This is a genomic window from Pseudomonas sp. DTU12.3 (genome assembly GCF_004124275.1).
Lineage (GTDB): Bacteria > Pseudomonadota > Gammaproteobacteria > Pseudomonadales > Pseudomonadaceae > Aquipseudomonas > Aquipseudomonas helmanticensis.
On record NZ_CP027218.1, the window covers coordinates 1508607 to 1528105 of the forward strand.

General features: G+C 60.9%; 16 protein-coding genes. 9 read left to right on the forward strand and 7 right to left on the reverse strand.

Annotated features, from left to right (window positions below):
* Positions 1–118: 118 nt before the first annotated feature.
* The 7 genes from C2E19_RS06740 to C2E19_RS06770 all read right to left on the reverse strand — a co-directional run bounded on the left by C2E19_RS06740 (position 119) and on the right by C2E19_RS06770 (position 8486).
* Positions 119–1543, reverse strand: a complete 1425-nt coding sequence (locus tag C2E19_RS06740) for a gamma-aminobutyraldehyde dehydrogenase (protein ID WP_129389652.1) — start codon at positions 1541–1543, stop codon at positions 119–121.
* A 164-nt stretch (positions 1544–1707) separates the two neighbouring features.
* Positions 1708–2517, reverse strand: a complete 810-nt coding sequence (locus C2E19_RS06745; protein WP_129389655.1) for an ABC transporter permease — start codon at positions 2515–2517, stop codon at positions 1708–1710.
* The gene (locus C2E19_RS06750; RefSeq protein ID WP_007908947.1) at positions 2507–3427 is read right to left on the reverse strand and encodes an ABC transporter permease; all 921 of its coding nucleotides are present in this window, start codon (positions 3425–3427) and stop codon (positions 2507–2509) included. Before C2E19_RS06750 ends, C2E19_RS06745 begins: the two co-directional genes overlap by 11 nt.
* 16 nt (positions 3428–3443) lie before the next feature.
* Positions 3444–4481: an ABC transporter ATP-binding protein gene (locus C2E19_RS06755; RefSeq protein ID WP_129389658.1), complete on the reverse strand. Its 1038-nt coding sequence runs from the start codon at positions 4479–4481 to the stop codon at positions 3444–3446.
* Between the two features lie 266 nt (positions 4482–4747).
* Positions 4748–5899 (reverse strand): putative ABC transporter substrate-binding protein YdcS, encoded by a 1152-nt coding sequence (gene ydcS / locus C2E19_RS06760; RefSeq protein ID WP_129389661.1) that lies wholly within the window; start codon positions 5897–5899, stop codon positions 4748–4750.
* 83 nt (positions 5900–5982) lie between these two features.
* A complete protein-coding gene (locus tag C2E19_RS06765; protein ID WP_129396096.1) occupies positions 5983–7440 on the reverse strand; it encodes a gamma-aminobutyraldehyde dehydrogenase in 1458 nt (485 codons plus the stop codon).
* A 131-nt stretch (positions 7441–7571) separates the two neighbouring features.
* Complete coding sequence (locus C2E19_RS06770) at positions 7572–8486, reverse strand: LysR family transcriptional regulator (protein ID WP_007967749.1); 915 nt, start codon at positions 8484–8486, stop codon at positions 7572–7574.
* Between the two features lie 175 nt (positions 8487–8661).
* On the opposite strand from C2E19_RS06770, the gene C2E19_RS06775 reads away from it, so the two are divergent.
* The 9 genes from C2E19_RS06775 (at position 8662) to prfB (ending at position 19474) form a co-directional block, all read left to right on the forward strand.
* Complete coding sequence (locus tag C2E19_RS06775; RefSeq protein WP_129389664.1) at positions 8662–9384, forward strand: tellurite resistance TerB family protein; 723 nt, start codon at positions 8662–8664, stop codon at positions 9382–9384.
* A gap of 335 nt (positions 9385–9719) precedes the next feature.
* Entirely contained in the window at positions 9720–11342 is a 1623-nt protein-coding gene (locus C2E19_RS06780) for a methyl-accepting chemotaxis protein (RefSeq protein WP_129389667.1), read from the forward strand.
* Positions 11342–11878, forward strand: coding sequence for a chemotaxis protein CheW (locus C2E19_RS06785; RefSeq protein WP_129389670.1), 537 nt, complete (start codon positions 11342–11344; stop codon positions 11876–11878). Before C2E19_RS06780 ends, C2E19_RS06785 begins: the two co-directional genes overlap by 1 nt.
* Complete coding sequence (locus C2E19_RS06790; RefSeq protein WP_129389673.1) at positions 11875–13146, forward strand: CheR family methyltransferase; 1272 nt, start codon at positions 11875–11877, stop codon at positions 13144–13146. Before C2E19_RS06785 ends, C2E19_RS06790 begins: the two co-directional genes overlap by 4 nt.
* Positions 13143–13826 carry a chemotaxis protein CheW gene (locus C2E19_RS06795; protein WP_129389676.1) on the forward strand — a complete coding sequence of 228 codons (684 nt, stop codon included), beginning with the start codon at positions 13143–13145 and terminating at the stop codon, positions 13824–13826. The genes C2E19_RS06790 and C2E19_RS06795 overlap by 4 nt, the downstream gene beginning before the upstream one ends.
* The gene (locus C2E19_RS06800; RefSeq protein ID WP_129389679.1) at positions 13823–16114 is read left to right on the forward strand and encodes a hybrid sensor histidine kinase/response regulator; all 2292 of its coding nucleotides are present in this window, start codon (positions 13823–13825) and stop codon (positions 16112–16114) included. Before C2E19_RS06795 ends, C2E19_RS06800 begins: the two co-directional genes overlap by 4 nt.
* Positions 16111–17121, forward strand: coding sequence for a chemotaxis response regulator protein-glutamate methylesterase (locus tag C2E19_RS06805; RefSeq protein ID WP_129389682.1), 1011 nt, complete (start codon positions 16111–16113; stop codon positions 17119–17121). Before C2E19_RS06800 ends, C2E19_RS06805 begins: the two co-directional genes overlap by 4 nt.
* 48 nt (positions 17122–17169) lie before the next feature.
* The gene (locus C2E19_RS06810; RefSeq protein WP_129389685.1) at positions 17170–18171 is read left to right on the forward strand and encodes a diguanylate cyclase domain-containing protein; all 1002 of its coding nucleotides are present in this window, start codon (positions 17170–17172) and stop codon (positions 18169–18171) included.
* 207 nt (positions 18172–18378) lie between these two features.
* Positions 18379–19474, forward strand: a protein-coding gene (gene prfB, locus C2E19_RS06815) for a peptide chain release factor 2 (protein ID WP_102358477.1) whose coding sequence is annotated in 2 segments (ribosomal slippage) — positions 18379–18450 and positions 18452–19474 — 1095 coding nt in all. Because the reading frame shifts where the segments join, the coding sequence is not laid out codon by codon here.
* The last annotated feature ends 25 nt before the right edge of the window (positions 19475–19499 follow it).

The following is a 19499-nucleotide window of genomic DNA, read 5'->3' on the forward strand; positions in this document are numbered from 1 at the left end:
GTGCGTAATGCCGGTTTCCGTCCTGGAACCGGGGTGACGCCTTCGCGAGCAAGCCCGCTCCCACAGGGGGACCGCATTTCAACTGTGGGAGCGGGCTTGCTCGCGAAGCTTTTGACCTTTAGTGCTTGAACATCACATGGCGAACCGTGGTGTAGTCCTCCAGCCCATACATGGACATGTCTTTCCCGTAACCGGACAATTTCTGACCGCCATGGGGCATTTCGCTGACGAGCATGAAGTGCGTGTTCACCCACGTGCAGCCGTACTGCAAACGCGCCGACATGCGATGCGCGCGGCCTACATCCGCTGTCCACACAGAGGAGGCGAGGCCGTAGTCCGAATCGTTGGCCCATTCCAGCGCCTGCGCTTCATCGGTGAACTTGGTCACCGAAACCACCGGCCCAAACACTTCACGGCGGACGATTTCGTCGTCCTGCTGGGCATCGGCCAGCACGGTCGGCTCGAAGAAGAAACCATTACCATCGACAGCCTTGCCGCCAGTGATCAAACGAATGTGCGGCTGCGCCACAGCACGCTCGACAAACCCGGCCACGCGGTCGCGATGTTGCGCAGTGATCAGCGGCCCCAGCTCAGTCGACGGATCATCCTGCAAGCCATACTTGATGCTGCTGACCGCCGCGCCGAGCTTCTCGACAAACTTGTCGTAAATGCCTTGCTGCGCATAGATCCGACACGCGGCGGTGCAATCTTGCCCAGCGTTGTAGAAGCCGAAGGTGCGAATACCTTCCACCGCCGCATCAATATCAGCGTCATCGAAGATGATCACCGGCGCCTTGCCGCCCAGTTCCATGTGCATGCGTTTGACGCTGTCGGCAGTGCTGGAAATGATGTTGGCGCCGGTGGCGATGGAACCGGTCAGCGAAACCATGCGCACTTTCGGATGGGAGACCAACGGACTACCAACGGTAGGACCGCGACCAAACACCAGATTGAGTACACCGGCCGGGAAGATTTCCGACGCCAGTTCGGCCAGACGCAACGCGGTCAGCGGGGTTTGTTCCGACGGCTTGAGCACCACGGTATTACCGGCGGCCAGCGCCGGGGCGATTTTCCAGGCGACCATCATCAGCGGGTAGTTCCACGGCGCGATGGAGGCGATCACGCCGACCGGATCGCGGCGGATCATCGAGGTGTGGCCGGGCAGGTATTCGCCGCCGGCCGAACCGCTCATGCAACGGCTGGCGCCGGCGAAGAAACGGAACACGTCGGCAATCGCCGGAATCTCGTCGTTGAGCGCGGCGCTGTAGGGTTTGCCGCAGTTGTCGGATTCGAGTTTGGCCAGTTCTTCACCGTGGGCTTCGATGGCGTCGGCGAGTTTGAGCAGCAGCAGCGAGCGGTCTTTCGGTGCGGTTTGCGACCAGTCGGCGAAGGCGTTGTCGGCGGCGCGCACGGCGGCATCGACCTGGGCTTCGCTGGCTTCGTTGATCTCTACCAGGACTTCGCCACGCGAAGGGTTGAGCACCGGTTGCGCCGGGCCTTCGCCGATGACCAGTTGGCCGTTGATCAAGAGTTTGGTTTGCATGTCTGTTGTCCTCACTAACACTTTATTGTTCTGCCGAAACCGAACCCCTGTAGGAGCTGCCGAAGGCTGCGATCTTTTGATGTTGCTGTTGAAGATCAAGATCAAGATCAAAAAATCGCAGCCTTCGGCAGCTCCTACACGGGGTTCGGTTTGTGGTTATTCGGTTATTTGCCGCCGCTGCCGGCGACGCTCTCGCCGCCGCGCGTCAGGTAATACGCGCCGAGGATCGGCAACATGGTCACCATCATCACCAGCATCGCGACGACGTTGGTCACCGGCACATCTCGAGGGCGACTCAACTGATTGAGCAGCCACAACGGCAACGTGCGCTCATGCCCGGCGGTGAACGTGGTGACGATGATTTCGTCGAACGACAGCGCAAACGCCAACATGCCGCCCGCCAGCAACGCCGAGCCGAGATTCGGCAGGATGATGTAGCGAAAGGTCTGCCAGCCATCGGCGCCGAGGTCCATCGAGGCCTCGATCAAACTGTGCGAAGTACGACGCAGGCGGGCGATAACATTGTTGTAGACGATCACCACGCAGAAGGTCGCGTGGCCGACGATGATGGTGAACATCCCCGGCTCGATCCCCAGGGTTTTAAACGTCGCCAGCAGCGCGATCCCGGTGATGATCCCCGGCAGCGCAATCGGCAAGATCAGCATCAGCGAGATGCCCTGTTTGCCGAAGAAGTCGCGGCGATACAGCGCTGCGGAAGCCAGCGTGCCAAGCAACATCGCAATCAACGTGGCGATCGCTGCGATCTGCAATGAAAGCTTGATCGACTCCAGAACATCCGGCCGCGAAAACGCCACGCTGAACCAGTGCAGCGTGAAGCCCTTCGGCGGAAAACTGAACGCGGCTTCCTCGGTGTTGAAGGCGTACAGGAAGATGATCAGGATCGGAAAGTGAAGAAACACCAACCCGCCCCAGGCTGCGATCTTTAAGCCTAATGATGCTTTCTCAGAGCGCATCGAAAGCCCCCAGTCGTTTGACGATGGACAGGTAAACCGCGATCAGCACAATCGGCACCAGCGTGAACGCTGCCGCCATCGGCATGTTGCCGATCGCACCTTGCTGCGCGTAGACCATGCTGCCGACGAAGTAGCCCGGCGGCCCGACCAGTTGCGGCACGATGAAGTCGCCCAGGGTCAGCGAAAAAGTGAAGATCGAACCCGCGGCAATACCCGGAATCGACAGCGGTAAAATCACCTGCATAAAGGTCTGACGCGGCTTGGCGCCAAGGTCAGCGGAGGCCTGTAGCAGCGACGGCGGCAGACGTTCCAGCGACGCCTGAATCGGCAGAATCATGAACGGCAGCCAGATGTACACAAACACCATGAACCGCCCCAGATGCGAGGTCGACAAGGTGCTGCCACCGACGCCGGGAATCCCCAGAATGAACTGCAACACCGGCTCCAATCCCAAGTGCTGCACGAACCATTGCGCCACGCCGCCCTTGGCCAGCAGCAACGTCCACGCATACGCCTTGACGATGTAACTGGCCCACATCGGCATCATCACTGCGATGTAGAAAAACGCCTTGGTTTTGCCGGTGGTGTAGCGCGCCATGTAATAAGCAATCGGGAAGGCGACGATGGCGCTGGCGATCGACACAACGATGGCCATGCTCAGCGTGCGCAGGATGATGTCGAAGTTCGATGGCTGAAACAGCGCGGCAAAATTCGCCAGGGTCAGGTCGGGGGTGACCGCCATGGTGAAGTCGTCGAAGGTGTAGAAACCTTGCCACAGCAGCACCAGCAACGAGCCGAGATAAATCGCGCCGAACCACAGCAGCGGCGGCACCAACAGCATCGAAAGATATAGATTCGGCTTGCGGTAGAGCAGGTTGGAAAACCTGCGCAACGGCGGCGATGCAGTCATCGCGAGCGTGCTCATGTCACACCCCGCTCGCTACGGTGTCGTGCAGCGGAATCATCGCTTCCCGCGCCCAACGTGCGCTCAGGCGCTGGCCGGTCTGGTGTTGTGCGCTGCTGTCGATCCACTGATTGTTGGCGTGGCTGATGCTCAGGGTCTGGCCGTTTTCCAGCTTCAATTCATAGCGCGTGGCGCTGCCTTGATACTGGATGTCGTGGAGCAGGCCGCTGACTTCGATTTCGTGGCTGGCCAACGGGCCTTCGGCGAAGCGCACGTGTTCCGGGCGAATCGAAAACGGCTGCGGATGGCCACTGATTTCACGGGCCAGATCGCCGCGAATCACGTTCGAAGTGCCGACGAATTCAGCCACGAATGTAGTGGTCGGTTTCATGTACAAATTGCGCGGCGTGTCGACTTGTTCGATGCGGCCCTTGTTGAACACGGCGACGCGATCGGACATCGACAGCGCTTCCGTTTGATCGTGGGTGACGAAGATGAAAGTGATGCCGAGTTGGCGTTGCAGCTTCTTCAATTCGCTCTGCATTTGCTCGCGCAGTTTCAGATCGAGCGCGCCCAAAGGCTCATCAAGCAACAGCACGCGCGGACGATTTACCAGAGCGCGGGCGAGGGCGACGCGCTGACGCTGACCGCCGGACAATTGCACCGGTTTGCGTGCGCCGTAACCACCGAGGGCGACCATGTCCAAGGCTTCTTCTGCGCGTTTGTGCCGTTCGGTTTTGCCTACACCTTTGACCTTCAATCCGTAAGCGACGTTGTCGAGAACATTCATGTGCGGGAACAGCGCGTAATCCTGAAACACCGTGTTGACGTCGCGTTGATACGGCGGCAAACCGGCCGCTTCAGCGCCGTGAATGCGGATCGAGCCGGCGCTCGGTTGTTCGAACCCGGCGATCAGGCGCAGGCAGGTGGTTTTGCCCGAGCCGGAAGGGCCGAGCATGGAAAAGAACTCGCCGTCCTGGATATCGATGGAAACCCGGTCAACGGCCTTCACTTCGCCGAACTGCCGGGAAACGTTGGTGAACTGGACTGCAAGCGTCATGGTGCGGTGCTCCGGTAAAGCGGGCGTTCAAAAAAAGTCGTGTGTGCGTCGAAAAGATCGCAGCCTGCGGCAGCTCCTACAGTAGGTGTGCAGGGCGCTGAGATTGCTTTTAGCTCCCTCTCCCTCCGGGAGAGGGCGGGGGGTGAGGGTGGCGGTTTCGGCCATTGCTCTGAGATCAAGAGCAAAGTCAAAAACTACCCCCTCACCCCAGCCCTCTCCCCCAGGGGGAGAGGGGGAAAGGGAGCAGACCGCGTCGTTATTGAGAGCTAGCGGCCGCCCATGATCGCGATGTAATCCTGGGTCCAGCGGCTATACGGCACGAACTTGCCACCTTCAGCCTGCGGGGTTTTCCAGAAGGCGATCTTGTCGAACTGGTCGAAACCGTTGGTTTTGCAGCCTTCAGCACCCAGCAGTTCGCTTTCCTTGCACGCCGCAGGAACGGCCGGCAACGAGCCAAACCACGCCGCCACATCGCCCTGGACTTTCGGTTTCAGCGACCAGTCCATCCACTTGTAGGCGCAGTTCGGGTGCTTGGCCTCGGCGTGCAACATGGTGGTATCAGCCCAGCCAGTAGCACCTTCTTTCGGAATGGTCGACGCGATCGGCTGCTTCTCGTTCATCAAACCGTTGACCTGATACGGCCAGGCGCTCGACGCCACCACGCCTTCGTTTTTGAAGTCGCTCATCTGCACCGTGGTGTCATGCCAGTAGCGGTGGATCAGCGGCTGTTGCGCGCGCAATAGATCGAGCACGGCTTTGTATTGATCTTCGGTGAGTTGGTACGGATCCTTGATGCCCAGTTCAGGCTTGGTCGACTTCAAATACAGCGCCGCGTCGGCGATGTAGATCGGGCCATCATAGGCCTGCACGCGACCCTTGTTCGGCTTGCCGTCGGGCAGATCCTGCACGGCGAACACCACGTTCCAACTGGTCGGCGCGGTCTTGAACACGTTGGTGTTGTACATCAGCACGTTCGGCCCCCACTGGTACGGGGTGCCGTAAGTCTGTTTGTTGACCACGTACCACGGCGCATCTTTCAGGCGTGGGTCGAGGGTGTTCCAGTTCGGGATCAACCCAGTGTTGATCGGTTGCACACGCTTGCCGACGATCAACCGCAGCGACGCATCGCCCGACGCGGTGACCAGGTCGTAACCACCCTTGGCCATCAGGCTGACCATTTCGTCAGAGGTAGCGGCGGTCTTCACATTGACCTTGCAGCCGGTTTCCTGCTCGAAACCGGTCACCCAGTCGTAGGCTTTATCGCTCTCGCCACGTTCGATGTAACCCGGCCACGCAACGATATCCAACTGACCTTCGCCAGCACCGACAGCCTTCAGCGGCTCGGCAGCTGAAAGGCTTGCGCTGGCCAGCAGGGCCGTGGTGATTGCACTGAGCAGTGCGGTCTTGTGCACGAACATGGTTGAACCCTCTTCTTTAAATTATGGTCGGGGCAGTTGTGAACGCGGTGAAGCATGCCGTTGGCGGCTTGTTATTAGCGTAGTCAGAGATGCTGGCCGTGGCGGGCCATGATGTGCCGCACCACGCTGTAGTCCTGAAGCGAATCACTGGATAGGTCTTTGCCGTAACCCGAACGTTTCAGCCCGCCGTGGGGCATTTCGCTGACCAGCATGAAATGGCTGTTGATCCACGTGCAGCCGTACTGCAAGCGCGCGGCAACCTGCATCGCCTTGTCCAGATTCTGCGTCCAAACCGACGAGGCGAGGCCGTATTCGGAGTCGTTGGCCCAGTCGACGGCCTGCGCGAGCTCATCGAAACGGGTCACGGTGACCACCGGGCCGAACACTTCGCGCTGAACGATTTCGTCGCTCTGTTTGCAACCGGCCAGCAGCGTCGGTTGATAGTAGAAACCGGCGCCGGAGTGCACCGCCGCACCCGTCACCCGCTCAATGTGCGGCTGACCGAGGGCGCGTTCGACGAAACTGGCGACGCGGTCACGCTGGCGGGTACTGATCAGCGGGCCGATCTCGTTGTCGGCATCACGTTTGCCGGCGAAGCGCAGGCTGCTGACGGCGGCGCCGAGTTCGGCAACCAATTTGTCGTGAATCCCGGCCTGCGCGTAGATGCGGCAGGCGGCGGTGCAGTCCTGCCCGGCGTTGTAGTAACCGTAGGTGCGCACGCCATCGACCACGGCTTGAATGTCGGCGTCGTTGCAGACGATCACCGGGGCTTTGCCGCCGAGTTCGAGGTGTGTGCGTTTCAGGGTTTTCGCGGCGGCCTGGAGGATTTTCTGGCCGGTGACGATATCGCCGGTCAGCGAGACCATGCGCACCTTGGCGTGGCCGACCAAATGGCTGCCGACGCCTTCGCCGCCACCGCAGATGATGTTGATCACCCCGCGCGGGAGGATTTCGGCCAACGCTGGCGCCAGTGCGAGGATCGACAGCGGTGTGTGTTCGGACGGTTTGAACACCAGCGTGTTGCCGGCGGCGAGGGCCGGGGCGATTTTCCACGCGGCCATCATGATCGGGTAATTCCACGGCGCAATCGAGGCGACCACGCCAATCGGATCGCGCCGGACCATGCTGGTGTAGCCCGGCAGGTATTCGCCGCTGAGCTGACCGGTCTGACAACGCACGGCGCCGGCGAAGAAACGGAACACATCGACGGTCGCCGTCAAATCGTCCTGACGCGCCAGGTGCAACGGCTTGCCACAGTTCAGCGATTCGAGGCGGGCGAGGTGGTCGGCGTGTTTTTCAACGGCGTTGGCGATGTCCAGCAGCATGATCGAGCGTTGCTGCGGCGTGGTGCGTGACCACTCGGCGAAGGCACGGTGGGCGGCGAGGATGGCGGCTTCGACTTGCTCGGTGCTGGCCTCGGCGATGTGCGTAAGGATTTCACCTGTGGCCGGATTGAGGATCGGCTCGACGAAACCCTGGCCTGCGACCAATTCGCCGTCGATCAACAACGCGGTACACATCGGGGTCTGCGCGCCAGCCATTTTGCGTGTTCTCTTTTCTTGTATGGCCATTGTTGCTCCCTGATATCGGGAGCCGACCGTCTTATAGATGCAGCAAGACTAGTGCGCGGCTCCGAGGTCGACAAATTCTAAATACTGAAGGCAGCATTCGATTAAATAGATGGCTTGCGCCCGCCATGGGGTTGCTCGCGAGCCACGGTCAGAAATGGATCGACGAGAGCGGGGCGCGCTGTGCCACGGCGCCAGGCCAGGCCGACGTCGAGGGTTTGATTCAAGTCGGCAATTGGCCGTGCTTCGATGATGTCGCCCTCCAGTGACCATGGGCGATATGTCATGTCCGGCTGGATCGATACGCCCAAACCGGCGGCGACGAGGCTTCGCACGGCTTCCGTCGAGGCGGTTCTCAAGGTGATTTTTGGCTGCAACCCGGCGCCGCGCCACAATCGCTGGGCATTGCGATCCATCTCATCGACGTTTAGCTGAATCAAAGGCTCGCGGGCGACATCGGCGAGGTTGATGCTGTCGTGTTCCAGCAATGGATGCTGCGCCGGCAGCCACAGACGATGGGGAGAATGAGTCAGTACCTCGGTCTGCAAGGCATGGCGATCTTCGAGATTGGAAAGGATCAACACGCCGACATCGATCTCGCCGCTGACCAGCAGATGCTCGATGTACGGCCGCTCGTCTTCCATCACGCGAATCTCGACGTTGGGATAAGCACGTTGAAAACGGGTGAGCAGATCTGCCAGGTAGTAACCGGCGACGAGACTGGTTACGCCAACGATCAACTGCCCGGCGACCTGATCGGTGCTCTGTTGCAGGCTGCGCTTGGCGTTATCCACGGTCGCGAGAATCAGGTGCGCCTGGCGTAGGAATTGGTGCCCCTGGTGCGTAAGGGTCATGCCCTTGGCATGGCGGCTGAACAGGCTGACGCCGATTTCCTCTTCCAGTTGCTGGATCGCCAGGGTCAGTGTCGATTGGGAAATGAACGCGGTTTGCGCGGCGGCGGAGATCGAGCCGGTCTCGGCCACAGCGATGAAGTGTCGGATCTGACGCAAGGTCATCATGAGACAGGTACCCGGTGGGCGGTTTTTATAGATTGGCCTGAGTGTATATCTATTTTCAAGAAGGCCTGCGGGCAGCGAGCAACATCTGGAAGCACACTCGCAGGCAGGGCAAGGGCACTTTCGAACTAGGCTGGAGGCCTTATAGATCCGGTTAACCCCTGTTTGGAGGCGGAACATGAACACCCGTGGATTGCTCGATCAACTACTCAAGTCCGGCCAGGATCTGTTGCAGAACAAGGCGGGCGGGTCGCAGAACAAATCGGCCGGCGGTGCCTTGGGTGGTTTGCTTGGCGGCGCTTCAGGCTCTGGCGGTCTCGGCAGTCTGCTCTCAGGCGCAGGCGGCGGTGCATTGGCGGCGGGCGCAATGGGCCTGCTGCTCGGTAACAAGAAAGTGCGCAAGGTCGGCGGCAAAGTCGCGATCTACGGCGGCCTCGCCGCACTGGGCGTGCTGGCTTACAAAGCCTACGGCAACTACAACGCGCAGAAAGGCTCCGCCCCACAACGCGAACCGCAAACGCTGGATCGCCTGCCACCGGCACAAGCCGAGCAGCACAGTCAGGCGATTCTCAAAGCGCTGGTCGCTGCCGCCAAGGCTGACGGCCATATCGATGACCGCGAGCGTCAATTGATCGAAGGTGAATTCACCAAACTCGACAACGATCAGGAACTGCAGCACTGGCTGCACGCCGAACTCAACAAACCCCTCGACCCCACTGACGTGGCCCGTGCTGCGAGTACCCCGGAAATGGCCGCAGAGATGTACATCGCCAGCGTGATGCTGGTGGACGAAGAGAATTTCATGGAGAAGTCGTATCTGGATGAACTGGCGCGGCAGTTGAAGCTGGAGCCCGGTCTGAAAATCGAACTGGAGAAGCAGGTGCGCCAGGCGTTGATCTAAATCCCGCAACACAGTTGAAATTTCTAGGAGCCGAGCTTGCTCGCGAAAGCGGTGTTTCAGCCAACATCATCGGCAACTGACCCACCGCTTTCGCGAGCAAGCTCAGCTCCTACAGTTGATCGCATTTGCCGCTCAGTCATCTGCGTAATGGCCATTGCGCCGCCCCTTTTTGCCATTACCCCACTGGTACGCCAACCCCGAATTAACCGACAGTCCAGTCCCAGAGCCTTCCGCCAACCGGGTCGGACAGGCCCGAGGGTTAGAAAGCGTCTTATAAATGAAACACCGCCCTCGGCTATACTCCCCGCATTTCGACCTAGGCACGAGGAATCACTGTGAAGAACTGGACGTTGCGCCAACGCATTTTGGCGAGCTTTGCGGTGATTATCGCCATCATGCTGTTGATGGTCGTCGTCTCTTATTCGCGGTTGCTGAAAATCGAGGCCGGCGAGCAGAGCGTGCGTCAGGACGCCGTGCCCGGCGTGTATTTCAGCTCGATGATTCGCAGCGCCTGGGTCGACAGTTACCTGCAGACCCAGGAATTGCTCGGCCTGAAAAAAGGCCAGGGCATCAGCGCCGAGGACGCGGCGGATTTCAAAGCCTTCGAGGCGCGTCTCGAAGAGCAGATGGGCAACTATCAAAGCACTGTCACCACTGATGAGGACAAGGCCGAATTCGCCGTCTTCAAGCAAGACGTCCTCAACTACAACAAGATTCAGACGCAGGTGCTCGATCTGCATCAGCGCAACCAGGAGGATGAGGCGGCGAAGTTGTTCAACGAACAGCTGACTCCGGCCTGGACCGCCGGCCGGATGAAACTCAACGACATCATTCGCGAGAACAAAGCCGTCGCAGATGAGGCCATGAACAACATTGATGATGCGGTCGCCGCCGCGAAAGTCAGCATGGGCATTTCATTGCTGGTTGCGGTGCTGGCGGCTGCGGGCTGCGGGTTCCTGCTGATGCGCGCGATCATGGCGCCGATGAACCTGATCGTGCGAATCCTCGAAACCATGCGCACCGGCGACCTCAGCACCCGCCTGAGCCTCGACCGCAAAGATGAATTCAACGCGGTGGAAACCGGCTTCAACGACATGATGACCGAGCTGACTTCGCTGGTATCCCAGGCGCAACGCTCGTCGGTGCAGGTGACCACCTCGGTAACCGAGATCGCTGCAACCTCCAAGCAACAACAAGCCACCGCCACCGAAACGGCGGCCACCACCACCGAAATCGGTGCAACGTCCCGCGAGATCGCCGCCACGTCGCGCGATCTGGTGCGCACCATGACCGAAGTCTCCACCGCTGCCGATCAGGCCTCTGTTCTCGCCGGCTCTGGCCAGCAAGGCCTGGCGCGCATGGAAGACACCATGCACTCGGTGATGGGCGCGGCGGATCTGGTCAACGCCAAACTGGCGATCCTCAACGAGAAGGCCGGCAACATCAATCAGGTGGTGGTGACCATCGTCAAAGTCGCCGACCAGACCAATCTGCTCTCGCTCAACGCGGCGATCGAAGCCGAGAAGGCCGGTGAATACGGGCGCGGTTTTGCCGTGGTCGCCACTGAAGTGCGACGTCTGGCGGATCAGACCGCAGTCGCTACCTACGACATCGAACAAATGGTCCGCGAGATCCAGTCGGCAGTGTCGGCGGGCGTGATGGGCATGGACAAGTTTTCCGAAGAAGTGCGTCGTGGGATGTCCGAAGTGCAGCAGGTTGGCGAGCAGCTGTCGCAGATCATCCATCAAGTGCAGGCGCTGGCGCCGCGCGTGTTGATGGTCAACGAAGGCATGCAGGCGCAAGCCACCGGCGCCGAGCAGATCAACCATGCGCTGGTGCAATTGGGCGATGCCAGCAGCCAGACTGTCGAGTCGCTGCGCCAGGCCAGTTTCGCCATCGACGAACTGAGCCAGGTGGCCGTCGGGCTGCGCAGCGGCGTTTCGCGATTTAAAGTCTGATGAGCGAAATCATCGCCAAACGCAGCGCCGCACCGCTGGCGAAGCAGGCGTTGTTCCTGTTGTTTCGCATCGGCAGCGAGCGTTACGCCTTGCGCGCCACCGAAGTCGCGGAAGTGCTGCCGCGCTTGCCGTTGAAGCCGATTGCGCGGGCGCCGCAGTGGGTCGCCGGGGTATTTGCTTATCGCGGTGTGGTGGTGCCAGTGATCGATCTCAGTGCGCTGACGTTCGGTGAACCCGCGCAAGCGCGCACCAGCACGCGTCTGGTGCTGGTGAATTACCAGCCCGACGATACGCGGCCGGTGCAATGGCTCGGGCTGATTCTGGAGCAGGCCACCGACACCTTGCGCTGCAATCCGCAGGATTTTCAGCCCTACGGTCTCGACAATCGGCAGACGCCTTACCTCGGCCCGGTGCGTGAAGACGCGCAGGGACTGGTGCAATGGGTGCGGGTCAATGACTTGCTCGATGACGCGGTGCGCGCCTTGCTGTTCCCGCAGCCGCCACGGGATCCGGCGCAGCTTGAGGAACAGCCATGAGCAGCGATCAGCGCTTTTTCGACTTCCTCAAGGAGCGCATCGGCCTCGATGTCACCTCGGTCGGCCCGGCGATCATCGAGCGCGCGGTGCGTCAGCGCACGACACTCTCGCAAGCGGCGCATGCCGATGAATATTGGCAGTTGTTGCAGGGGTCACGGGATGAGCAGCAAGCGCTGATCGAAGCAGTCATCGTCCCCGAGACATGGTTTTTCCGTTACCCGGAATCGTTCGCCACGCTCGGTAAACTGGCGCGCAATCGCCTCGCCGAGCTGAACAACATGCGCGCGCTGCGCATCCTCAGCCTGCCGTGCTCCACCGGCGAAGAACCGTATTCGATTGCCATGGCCTTGCTCGATGCCGGGCTCAAGCCGCATCAGTTCAAGGTCGACGGCATGGATGTCAGCCCGCTGTCGGTGGAAAAGGCCCGGCGCGGGTTGTACGGCAAGAACTCGTTTCGCGGTCAGGATCTGGACTATCGCGAGCGGCATTTCAGCGCCGAGCAAGACGGCCACAGCGTCAACGAAAATGTCCGTGAGCAGGTGCGTTTGCAGGTCGGTAATGTGCTTGATCCGGCGCTTCTGGCCAGCGAACCGCCTTTCGATTTCGTGTTCTGCCGCAACCTGCTGATCTATTTCGATCAGGCCACCCAAAAACAGGTGTTCGAAGTCCTCAAGCGCCTGACCCATGTCGACGGCGTGCTCTTCATTGGCCCCGCCGAGGGCAGTCTGCTCGGCCGTTTGGGCATGCGCTCGATCGGGATCCCGCAGTCGTTTGCGTTCAGTCGTCACAGCGACCCGCAACCTGAACCGCTGCCAGTGCCCAAGCCGATTCCGTTGCCAGTCAGCCAACCGATACGCAGCACGCCGCCACCGCCCGTGCGCCAACGGCCATTTGCGCCAGTGACCGCGCTGCCGACCACCCGCACCAGCGCGAATCCGGACGCCGCGACCTTGCTGGCGAATATCGCCGCACTGGCCAATGAAGGCAAAAGCGCCGAAGCGCGTGCCGCGTGCGAGCAGTATTTGCGCAGCCACGAACCAGTGGCTCAAGTGTTTTACTGGCTGGGACTGCTCAGCGACGTCGCCGGCCTGACCCTCGAAGCCCAGGGTTTCTACCGCAAGGCGCTGTACCTCGAACCGCAACACCCGGAAGCGCTGATGCACCTCGCGGCTTTGCTCCAGGCCCAGGGCGACAGCGCCGGTGCCAGACGATTGCAGGAGCGCGCCGCCCGCAGCGGGCGCACCGCTGACAGTGAGCGTAAACGATGATTTCGGCCGACACCTTGAACGTCACCCATGAAGACGCCCAGGCCATCGACGATTGCTGGAACCGTATTGGCATCCACGGCGACAAGTCCTGCCCGCTGCTCGAAGAACATATTCATTGCCGCAACTGCTCGGTGTATTCCGCAGCGGCGACGCGCTTGCTCGATCGCTATTCGTTGCAGCAGGACGAGCGTGACCCGGTGGCGATCGCGGTCGAAACCGATGTCAAAACCCGTTCGCTGCTGATGTTCCGCCTCGGTGAAGAGTGGCTCGGATTGGCGACGCGTAGCCTGGTGGAAGTCGCGCCGTTGCAGGCGATTCACTCGTTACCGCATCAGCGTTCGCGCGCCTTGCTGGGGGTGGCGAATGTGCGTGGCGCGCTGGTGGCGTGCCTGTCGCTGGTGGAATTGCTGGATCTGGATGCCAGCGCCGCTCCAGCTGTCAGCGGGCGCATCATGCCGCGCATGTTGATCATCGCTGCCCATGGCGGGCCGGTGGTGGTGCCGGTGGATGAGGTTTACGGCATTCATGCCATCGATGAGCGAATCCTCGACGCCGCGTCGCAATCCGGCGCCCAGGCCAGTGCCAAGTACACCCGTGGCGTCCTGCAATTTCGCGGTCGCAGCCTGCGTTGGCTGGATGAAGAACAGCTGTTGTCTGCCGTGACCCGGAGCCTCACATGACCCCCGAGCAAATGCGCGACGCCTCGCTGCTGGAGCTGTTCAGCCTTGAAGCCGAAGCCCAGACGCAGGTGCTCAGCACCGGGCTGCTGGCGCTGGAGCGCAATCCGACCCAGGCCGATCAACTCGAATCGTGCATGCGTGCGGCGCACTCGCTCAAGGGCGCGGCGCGAATTGTCGGCATCGACAGTGGCGTCAGCGTCGCCCATGTCATGGAAGATTGCCTGGTCAGCGCGCAGGAAGGGCGTTTGTTGCTGCGCCCGGAACACATCGATGCGTTGTTGCAGGGCACCGATTTGCTCATGCGCATTGCGACGCCAGCGAATGCTCCGCAATCGACGGACATCGAAGCGTATGTGGCGTTGATGGCGCAGTTGCTTGATCCATCGTCGCCGCCTGCCGTCACTGCGCCGGTCATGGCCGAATTGCAGTTGCAAGCGCCGCGAGTCGAACCAACGCCGGCAGCGCCGGGGCAATCTGTAGAGCTACCGGTGGAGACGCCAGAGCCGCCGCCACGGAAAAGCAGACGCACCACTGAAGGTGGCGAGCGCGTCTTGCGCGTTACCGCCGAACGCCTCAACAGCCTGCTCGATCTGTCGAGTAAATCGCTGGTGGAAACCCAGCGCCTCAAGCCGCACCTGGCAACCATGCAGCGCCTCAAGCGCATGCAGAACAACGGCCTGCGCGCGCTGGAAAATCTCAACGTGCACCTCAAGGAGCACGCGCTGAGCCTTGAGGCGCTGGAAGCTCTCGAAGATGCGCGGCGCTTGCTCGCCGAGTCGCAACAATTGCTCAGCGAGAAAAACGCCGAGCTTGATGAGTTCGCCTGGCAGGCCAGTCAACGCGCGCAGGTGCTTTACGACACCGCGCTGGCGTGTCGCATGCGGCCGTTTGCCGATGTACTCAGCGGGCAGGTGCGCATGGTTCGCGATCTGGGCCGCAGCCTCGGCAAACAAGTGCGCCTGGAAATCGAAGGCGAGAAGACTCAGGTCGACCGTGACGTACTGGAGAAACTCGAAGCGCCGCTGACCCATTTGCTGCGCAATGCCGTCGATCATGGCATCGAAACCCCGGAGCAGCGTCTGCTCGCGGGTAAACCGGAAGAAGGCCTGATCCGTCTGCGCGCCTCGCATCAGGCCGGTTTACTGGTGCTGGAACTGAGTGATGACGGCAATGGTGTCGACCTGGAAAAAGTCCGTCGCAGCATCGTCGAGCGGCAATTATCCCCAGCCGAAACCGCTGCGCAGTTGAGCGAAGAAGAGCTGCTGACCTTTCTGTTCCTGCCCGGTTTCAGCCTGCGCGACACGGTGACCGAAGTCTCCGGCCGGGGTGTCGGACTCGACGCGGTGCAACATATGGTGCGCCAGTTGCGTGGCGCCGTGGTGCTGGAGCAAGCGGCGGGCGAGGGCAGTCGCTTTCACCTTGAAGTACCGCTGACGCTGTCGGTGGTGCGCAGTCTGGTGGTGGAAGTCGGCGAAGAGGCTTACGCGTTCCCGCTGGCGCACATTGAACGCATGTGCGATCTCGAGCCTGAAGACATTGTCCAGGTCGAAGGTCGCCAGCATTTCTGGCATGAAGGCCGGCATGTCGGGCTGGTCGCGGCCAGTCAGTTGCTCAACCGCCCGGCCAGCCAGAACAGCGGCGAAACCCTCAAAGTCGTGGTGATTCGCGAGCGCGATGCGATTTATGGCGTGGCGGTGGAGCGCTTCATTGGCGAACGCACTTTGGTGGTATTGCCACTCGATGAACGTCTGGGCAAAGTGCAGGATATCTCTGCCGGTGCGTTGCTCGACGATGGCTCGGTGGTGCTGATCGTCGACGTCGAAGACATGCTGCGTTCGGTGGACAAGCTCCTCAATACCGGTCGCCTCGAGCGTATCGCCCGTCACGGCAATCAGGCCGCCGAGGCTGCGCGCAAACGCGTGCTGGTGGTTGACGATTCGCTGACCGTGCGCGAGCTGCAACGCAAGTTGCTGCTCAATCGCGGCTACGACGTCGCGGTGGCGGTGGACGGTATGGACGGCTGGAACGCGCTGCGTTCGGAGGACTTCGATTTGCTCATCACCGACATCGACATGCCGCGCATGGACGGCATCGAGCTGGTCACCCTGTTACGTCGCGACAACCGTCTGCAATCGCTGCCGGTGATGGTCGTGTCGTACAAGGATCGTGAAGAGGATCGCCGCCGTGGTCTCGACGCCGGGGCGGACTATTATTTAGCCAAAGCCAGTTTTCATGACGACGCCCTGCTCGACGCAGTGGTCGAGCTCATCGGAGGAGCGCGGGCATGAAGATCGCAATCGTCAACGACATGCCAATGGCGGTGGAGGCCCTGCGTCGTGCATTGGCCTTCGAGCCGGCGCATCAGGTGGTCTGGGTCGCTCGCAACGGCGCCGAGGCGGTGCAACTGTGCGCCGAAAATACCCCCGACCTGATCCTCATGGATCTGATCATGCCGGTGATGGACGGCGTCGAAGCCACCCGCCGGATCATGGCCGAAACCCCGTGCGCGATCGTCATCGTGACCGTCGACCGTCAGCAGAATGTCCATCGCGTGTTCGAAGCCATGGGCCACGGCGCGCTGGATGTGGTCGATACCCCGGCACTCGGCGCCGGCAATGCGCAGGAAGCGGCGGCGCCGTTGCTGCGCAAGATCCTCAATATCGGCTGGCTGATCGGCGACAAGGCACCGCGCTCGCGACCGACGCCGACGCCCCAGCGCAGTTCGGCATCGTGCAAGCGACTGGTGGCGATCGGCTCGTCTGCCGGCGGGCCCGCAGCGCTTGAGGTGTTGCTCAAGGGCCTGCCCCGGGACTTCTCGGCGGCGATTGTGCTGGTGCAGCACGTCGATCAGGTGTTCGCCGCCGGCATGGCCGAATGGCTGGCCAGCGCCAGCGGCCTTGATGTGCGGCTGGCCCGCGAAGGTGAGCCACCGCAAGCCGGCGCCGTGCTGCTGGCCGGCACCAATCATCATATTCGGTTACTCAAGAACGGCACGCTGGCCTACACCGCCGAGCCGGTCAACGAGATCTACCGACCCTCCATCGACGTGTTTTTCGAAAGTGTCGCCAGTTATTGGAATGGCGACGCCGTCGGGGTTTTATTGACCGGGATGGGACGCGACGGCGCGCAAGGGCTTAAGCTCATGCGCCAACAGGGTTACCTGACCATCGCGCAGGATCAGCAAAGCAGTGCGGTTTACGGCATGCCCAAGGCTGCAGCAGCCATTGATGCCGCCGTGGAAATCCGTCCACTGGAAAAGATAGCGCCACGATTGCAGGAGATTTTCCCCAAATGAACCGATTTATCCGCAATCCTGGCCCCCGCAGTACTCAGGTGACCGCCCATGACTGACTTACAGATCGACGACATTAAAACCGACGAAAACGCCGCCATGGTGTTGTTGGTGGACGATCAGGCGATGATCGGCGAAGCCGTGCGCCGTGGGCTGTCGAATGAAGAGAACATCGACTTCCACTTCTGCTCCGACCCGCATCAGGCCATTGCCCAAGCGGTGCGGATCAAACCGACGGTGATTCTTCAGGATCTGGTGATGCCCGGCCTCGACGGCCTGAGCCTGGTGCGCGAATACCGCAATCATCCGGCGACCAAGGACATTCCGATCATCGTCCTGTCGACCAAGGAAGACCCGCTGATCAAGAGCGCGGCGTTCTCCGCCGGGGCCAACGATTATCTGGTGAAACTGCCGGACACCATCGAACTGGTGGCGCGCATCCGCTATCACTCGCGCTCGTACATGACCCTGCTGCAACGCGATGCTGCATACCGTGCGTTGCGGGTCAGTCAGCAGCAGTTGCTCGACACCAATCTGGTGCTGCAACGGCTGATGAACTCCGATGGCCTGACCGGGTTGTCCAATCGCCGCCACTTCGACGAATACCTTGAACTGGAATGGCGCCGCTCGCTGCGCGATCAGAGCCAGTTGTCACTGCTGATGATCGATGTCGATTACTTCAAGCCGTACAACGACAGCTTCGGCCATGTTGAAGGTGACGAGGCGTTGCGCAAGGTCGCCACGGCGATCCGCGACGCCAGCGCGCGGCCTTCTGACCTGCCTGCGCGCTACGGTGGTGAAGAGTTTGCGCTGGTGCTGCCGAACACCTCGCCGGGCGGCGCGCGGCTGGTGGCGGAGAAACTGCGCCAGACCGTGGCCTCGCTGAAAATCCCGCACAACACCCCGGGTGACGGCGCGAGTCTGACCATCAGCATCGGCCTGGCAACCATGGTGCCGCAGTCGGGCAGCGATTGCCGCTTGCTGATCTCGGCGGCGGATCGTGGCCTGTACCTGGCCAAGAACAACGGCCGCAACCAGGTCGGCATCGAATAACCACCGCAATCCCCTGTAGGAGCTGCCGCAGGCTGCGATCTTTTGATCTGTTTTTAAAATCAAACTCAAGATCGCAGCCTTCGGCAGCTCCTACAGGTGAAATGTGTCAAGTGAATCGCCCCCACAGCCGCCAGACGGGCTGCCGTGACAGCCTGATTACGTTATACTCGCCGGCTTTCAAAAGTTCGCCAACGAGTGCTGCCCGTCATGGAAATCAACCCGATCCTGAACACCATCAAGGACCTGTCCGAGCGCTCCGAAACTATTCGGGGGTATCTTTGACTACGATCAAAAGCATGAGCGTCTGACTGAAGTCAATCGCGAGCTTGAAGATCCGAGCGTCTGGAACAAACCTGAATACGCCCAGGAACTGGGCCGTGAGCGTTCGGCGCTGGCGCAGATCGTCGACACCCTCGACGAATTGAACGCCGGCCTGGCCGATTGCCGCGATCTGCTGGACATGGCCGTCGAAGAAAACGACGAAGGCGCAGTGGGCGATGTCGTCGCCGAGCTGGCCCGTCTCGAGGAAAATCTGGCCAAGCTGGAATTCCGCCGCATGTTCAGCCATGAAATGGACCCGAACAACGCGTACCTGGACATCCAGGCCGGTTCCGGCGGCACCGAAGCCCAGGACTGGGCCAACATCCTCCTGCGCATGTACCTGCGCTGGGCGGATAAACGCGGTTTCGACGCGACCATCATGGAGCTGTCGGCCGGTGAAGTCGCTGGTATCAAAGGTGCGACCGTGCATATCAAGGGCGAATACGCCTTTGGCTGGCTGCGGACCGAGATCGGCGTACACCGCCTGGTGCGCAAGAGCCCGTTCGACTCCGGCAACCGTCGCCACACCTCGTTCTCCGCAGTGTTCGTCTCGCCAGAGATCGACGACAAGGTCGAAATCGAAATCAACCCGGCAGACCTGCGGATCGACACCTATCGTTCCTCCGGTGCCGGTGGTCAGCACGTAAACACCACCGACTCGGCCGTACGTATCACTCACGTACCGACCAACACCGTGGTCAGCTGCCAGAACGAACGTTCCCAGCACGCCAACAAAGACACCGCCATGAAAATGCTGCGGGCCAAGTTGTACGAGCAGGAAATGCAGAAACGCAACGCCGCGTCGCAAGCGCTGGAAGACACCAAGTCCGACATCGGCTGGGGTCACCAGATTCGCTCGTACGTGCTCGATGCGTCGCGGATCAAGGATCTGCGTACCAACATCGAACGCAGCGACTGCGACAAGGTACTCGACGGCGATATCGACGAATACCTGTATGCCAGCCTGAAATCGGGGCTGTAAAAGACGCAATACAGCATCGGCTGAT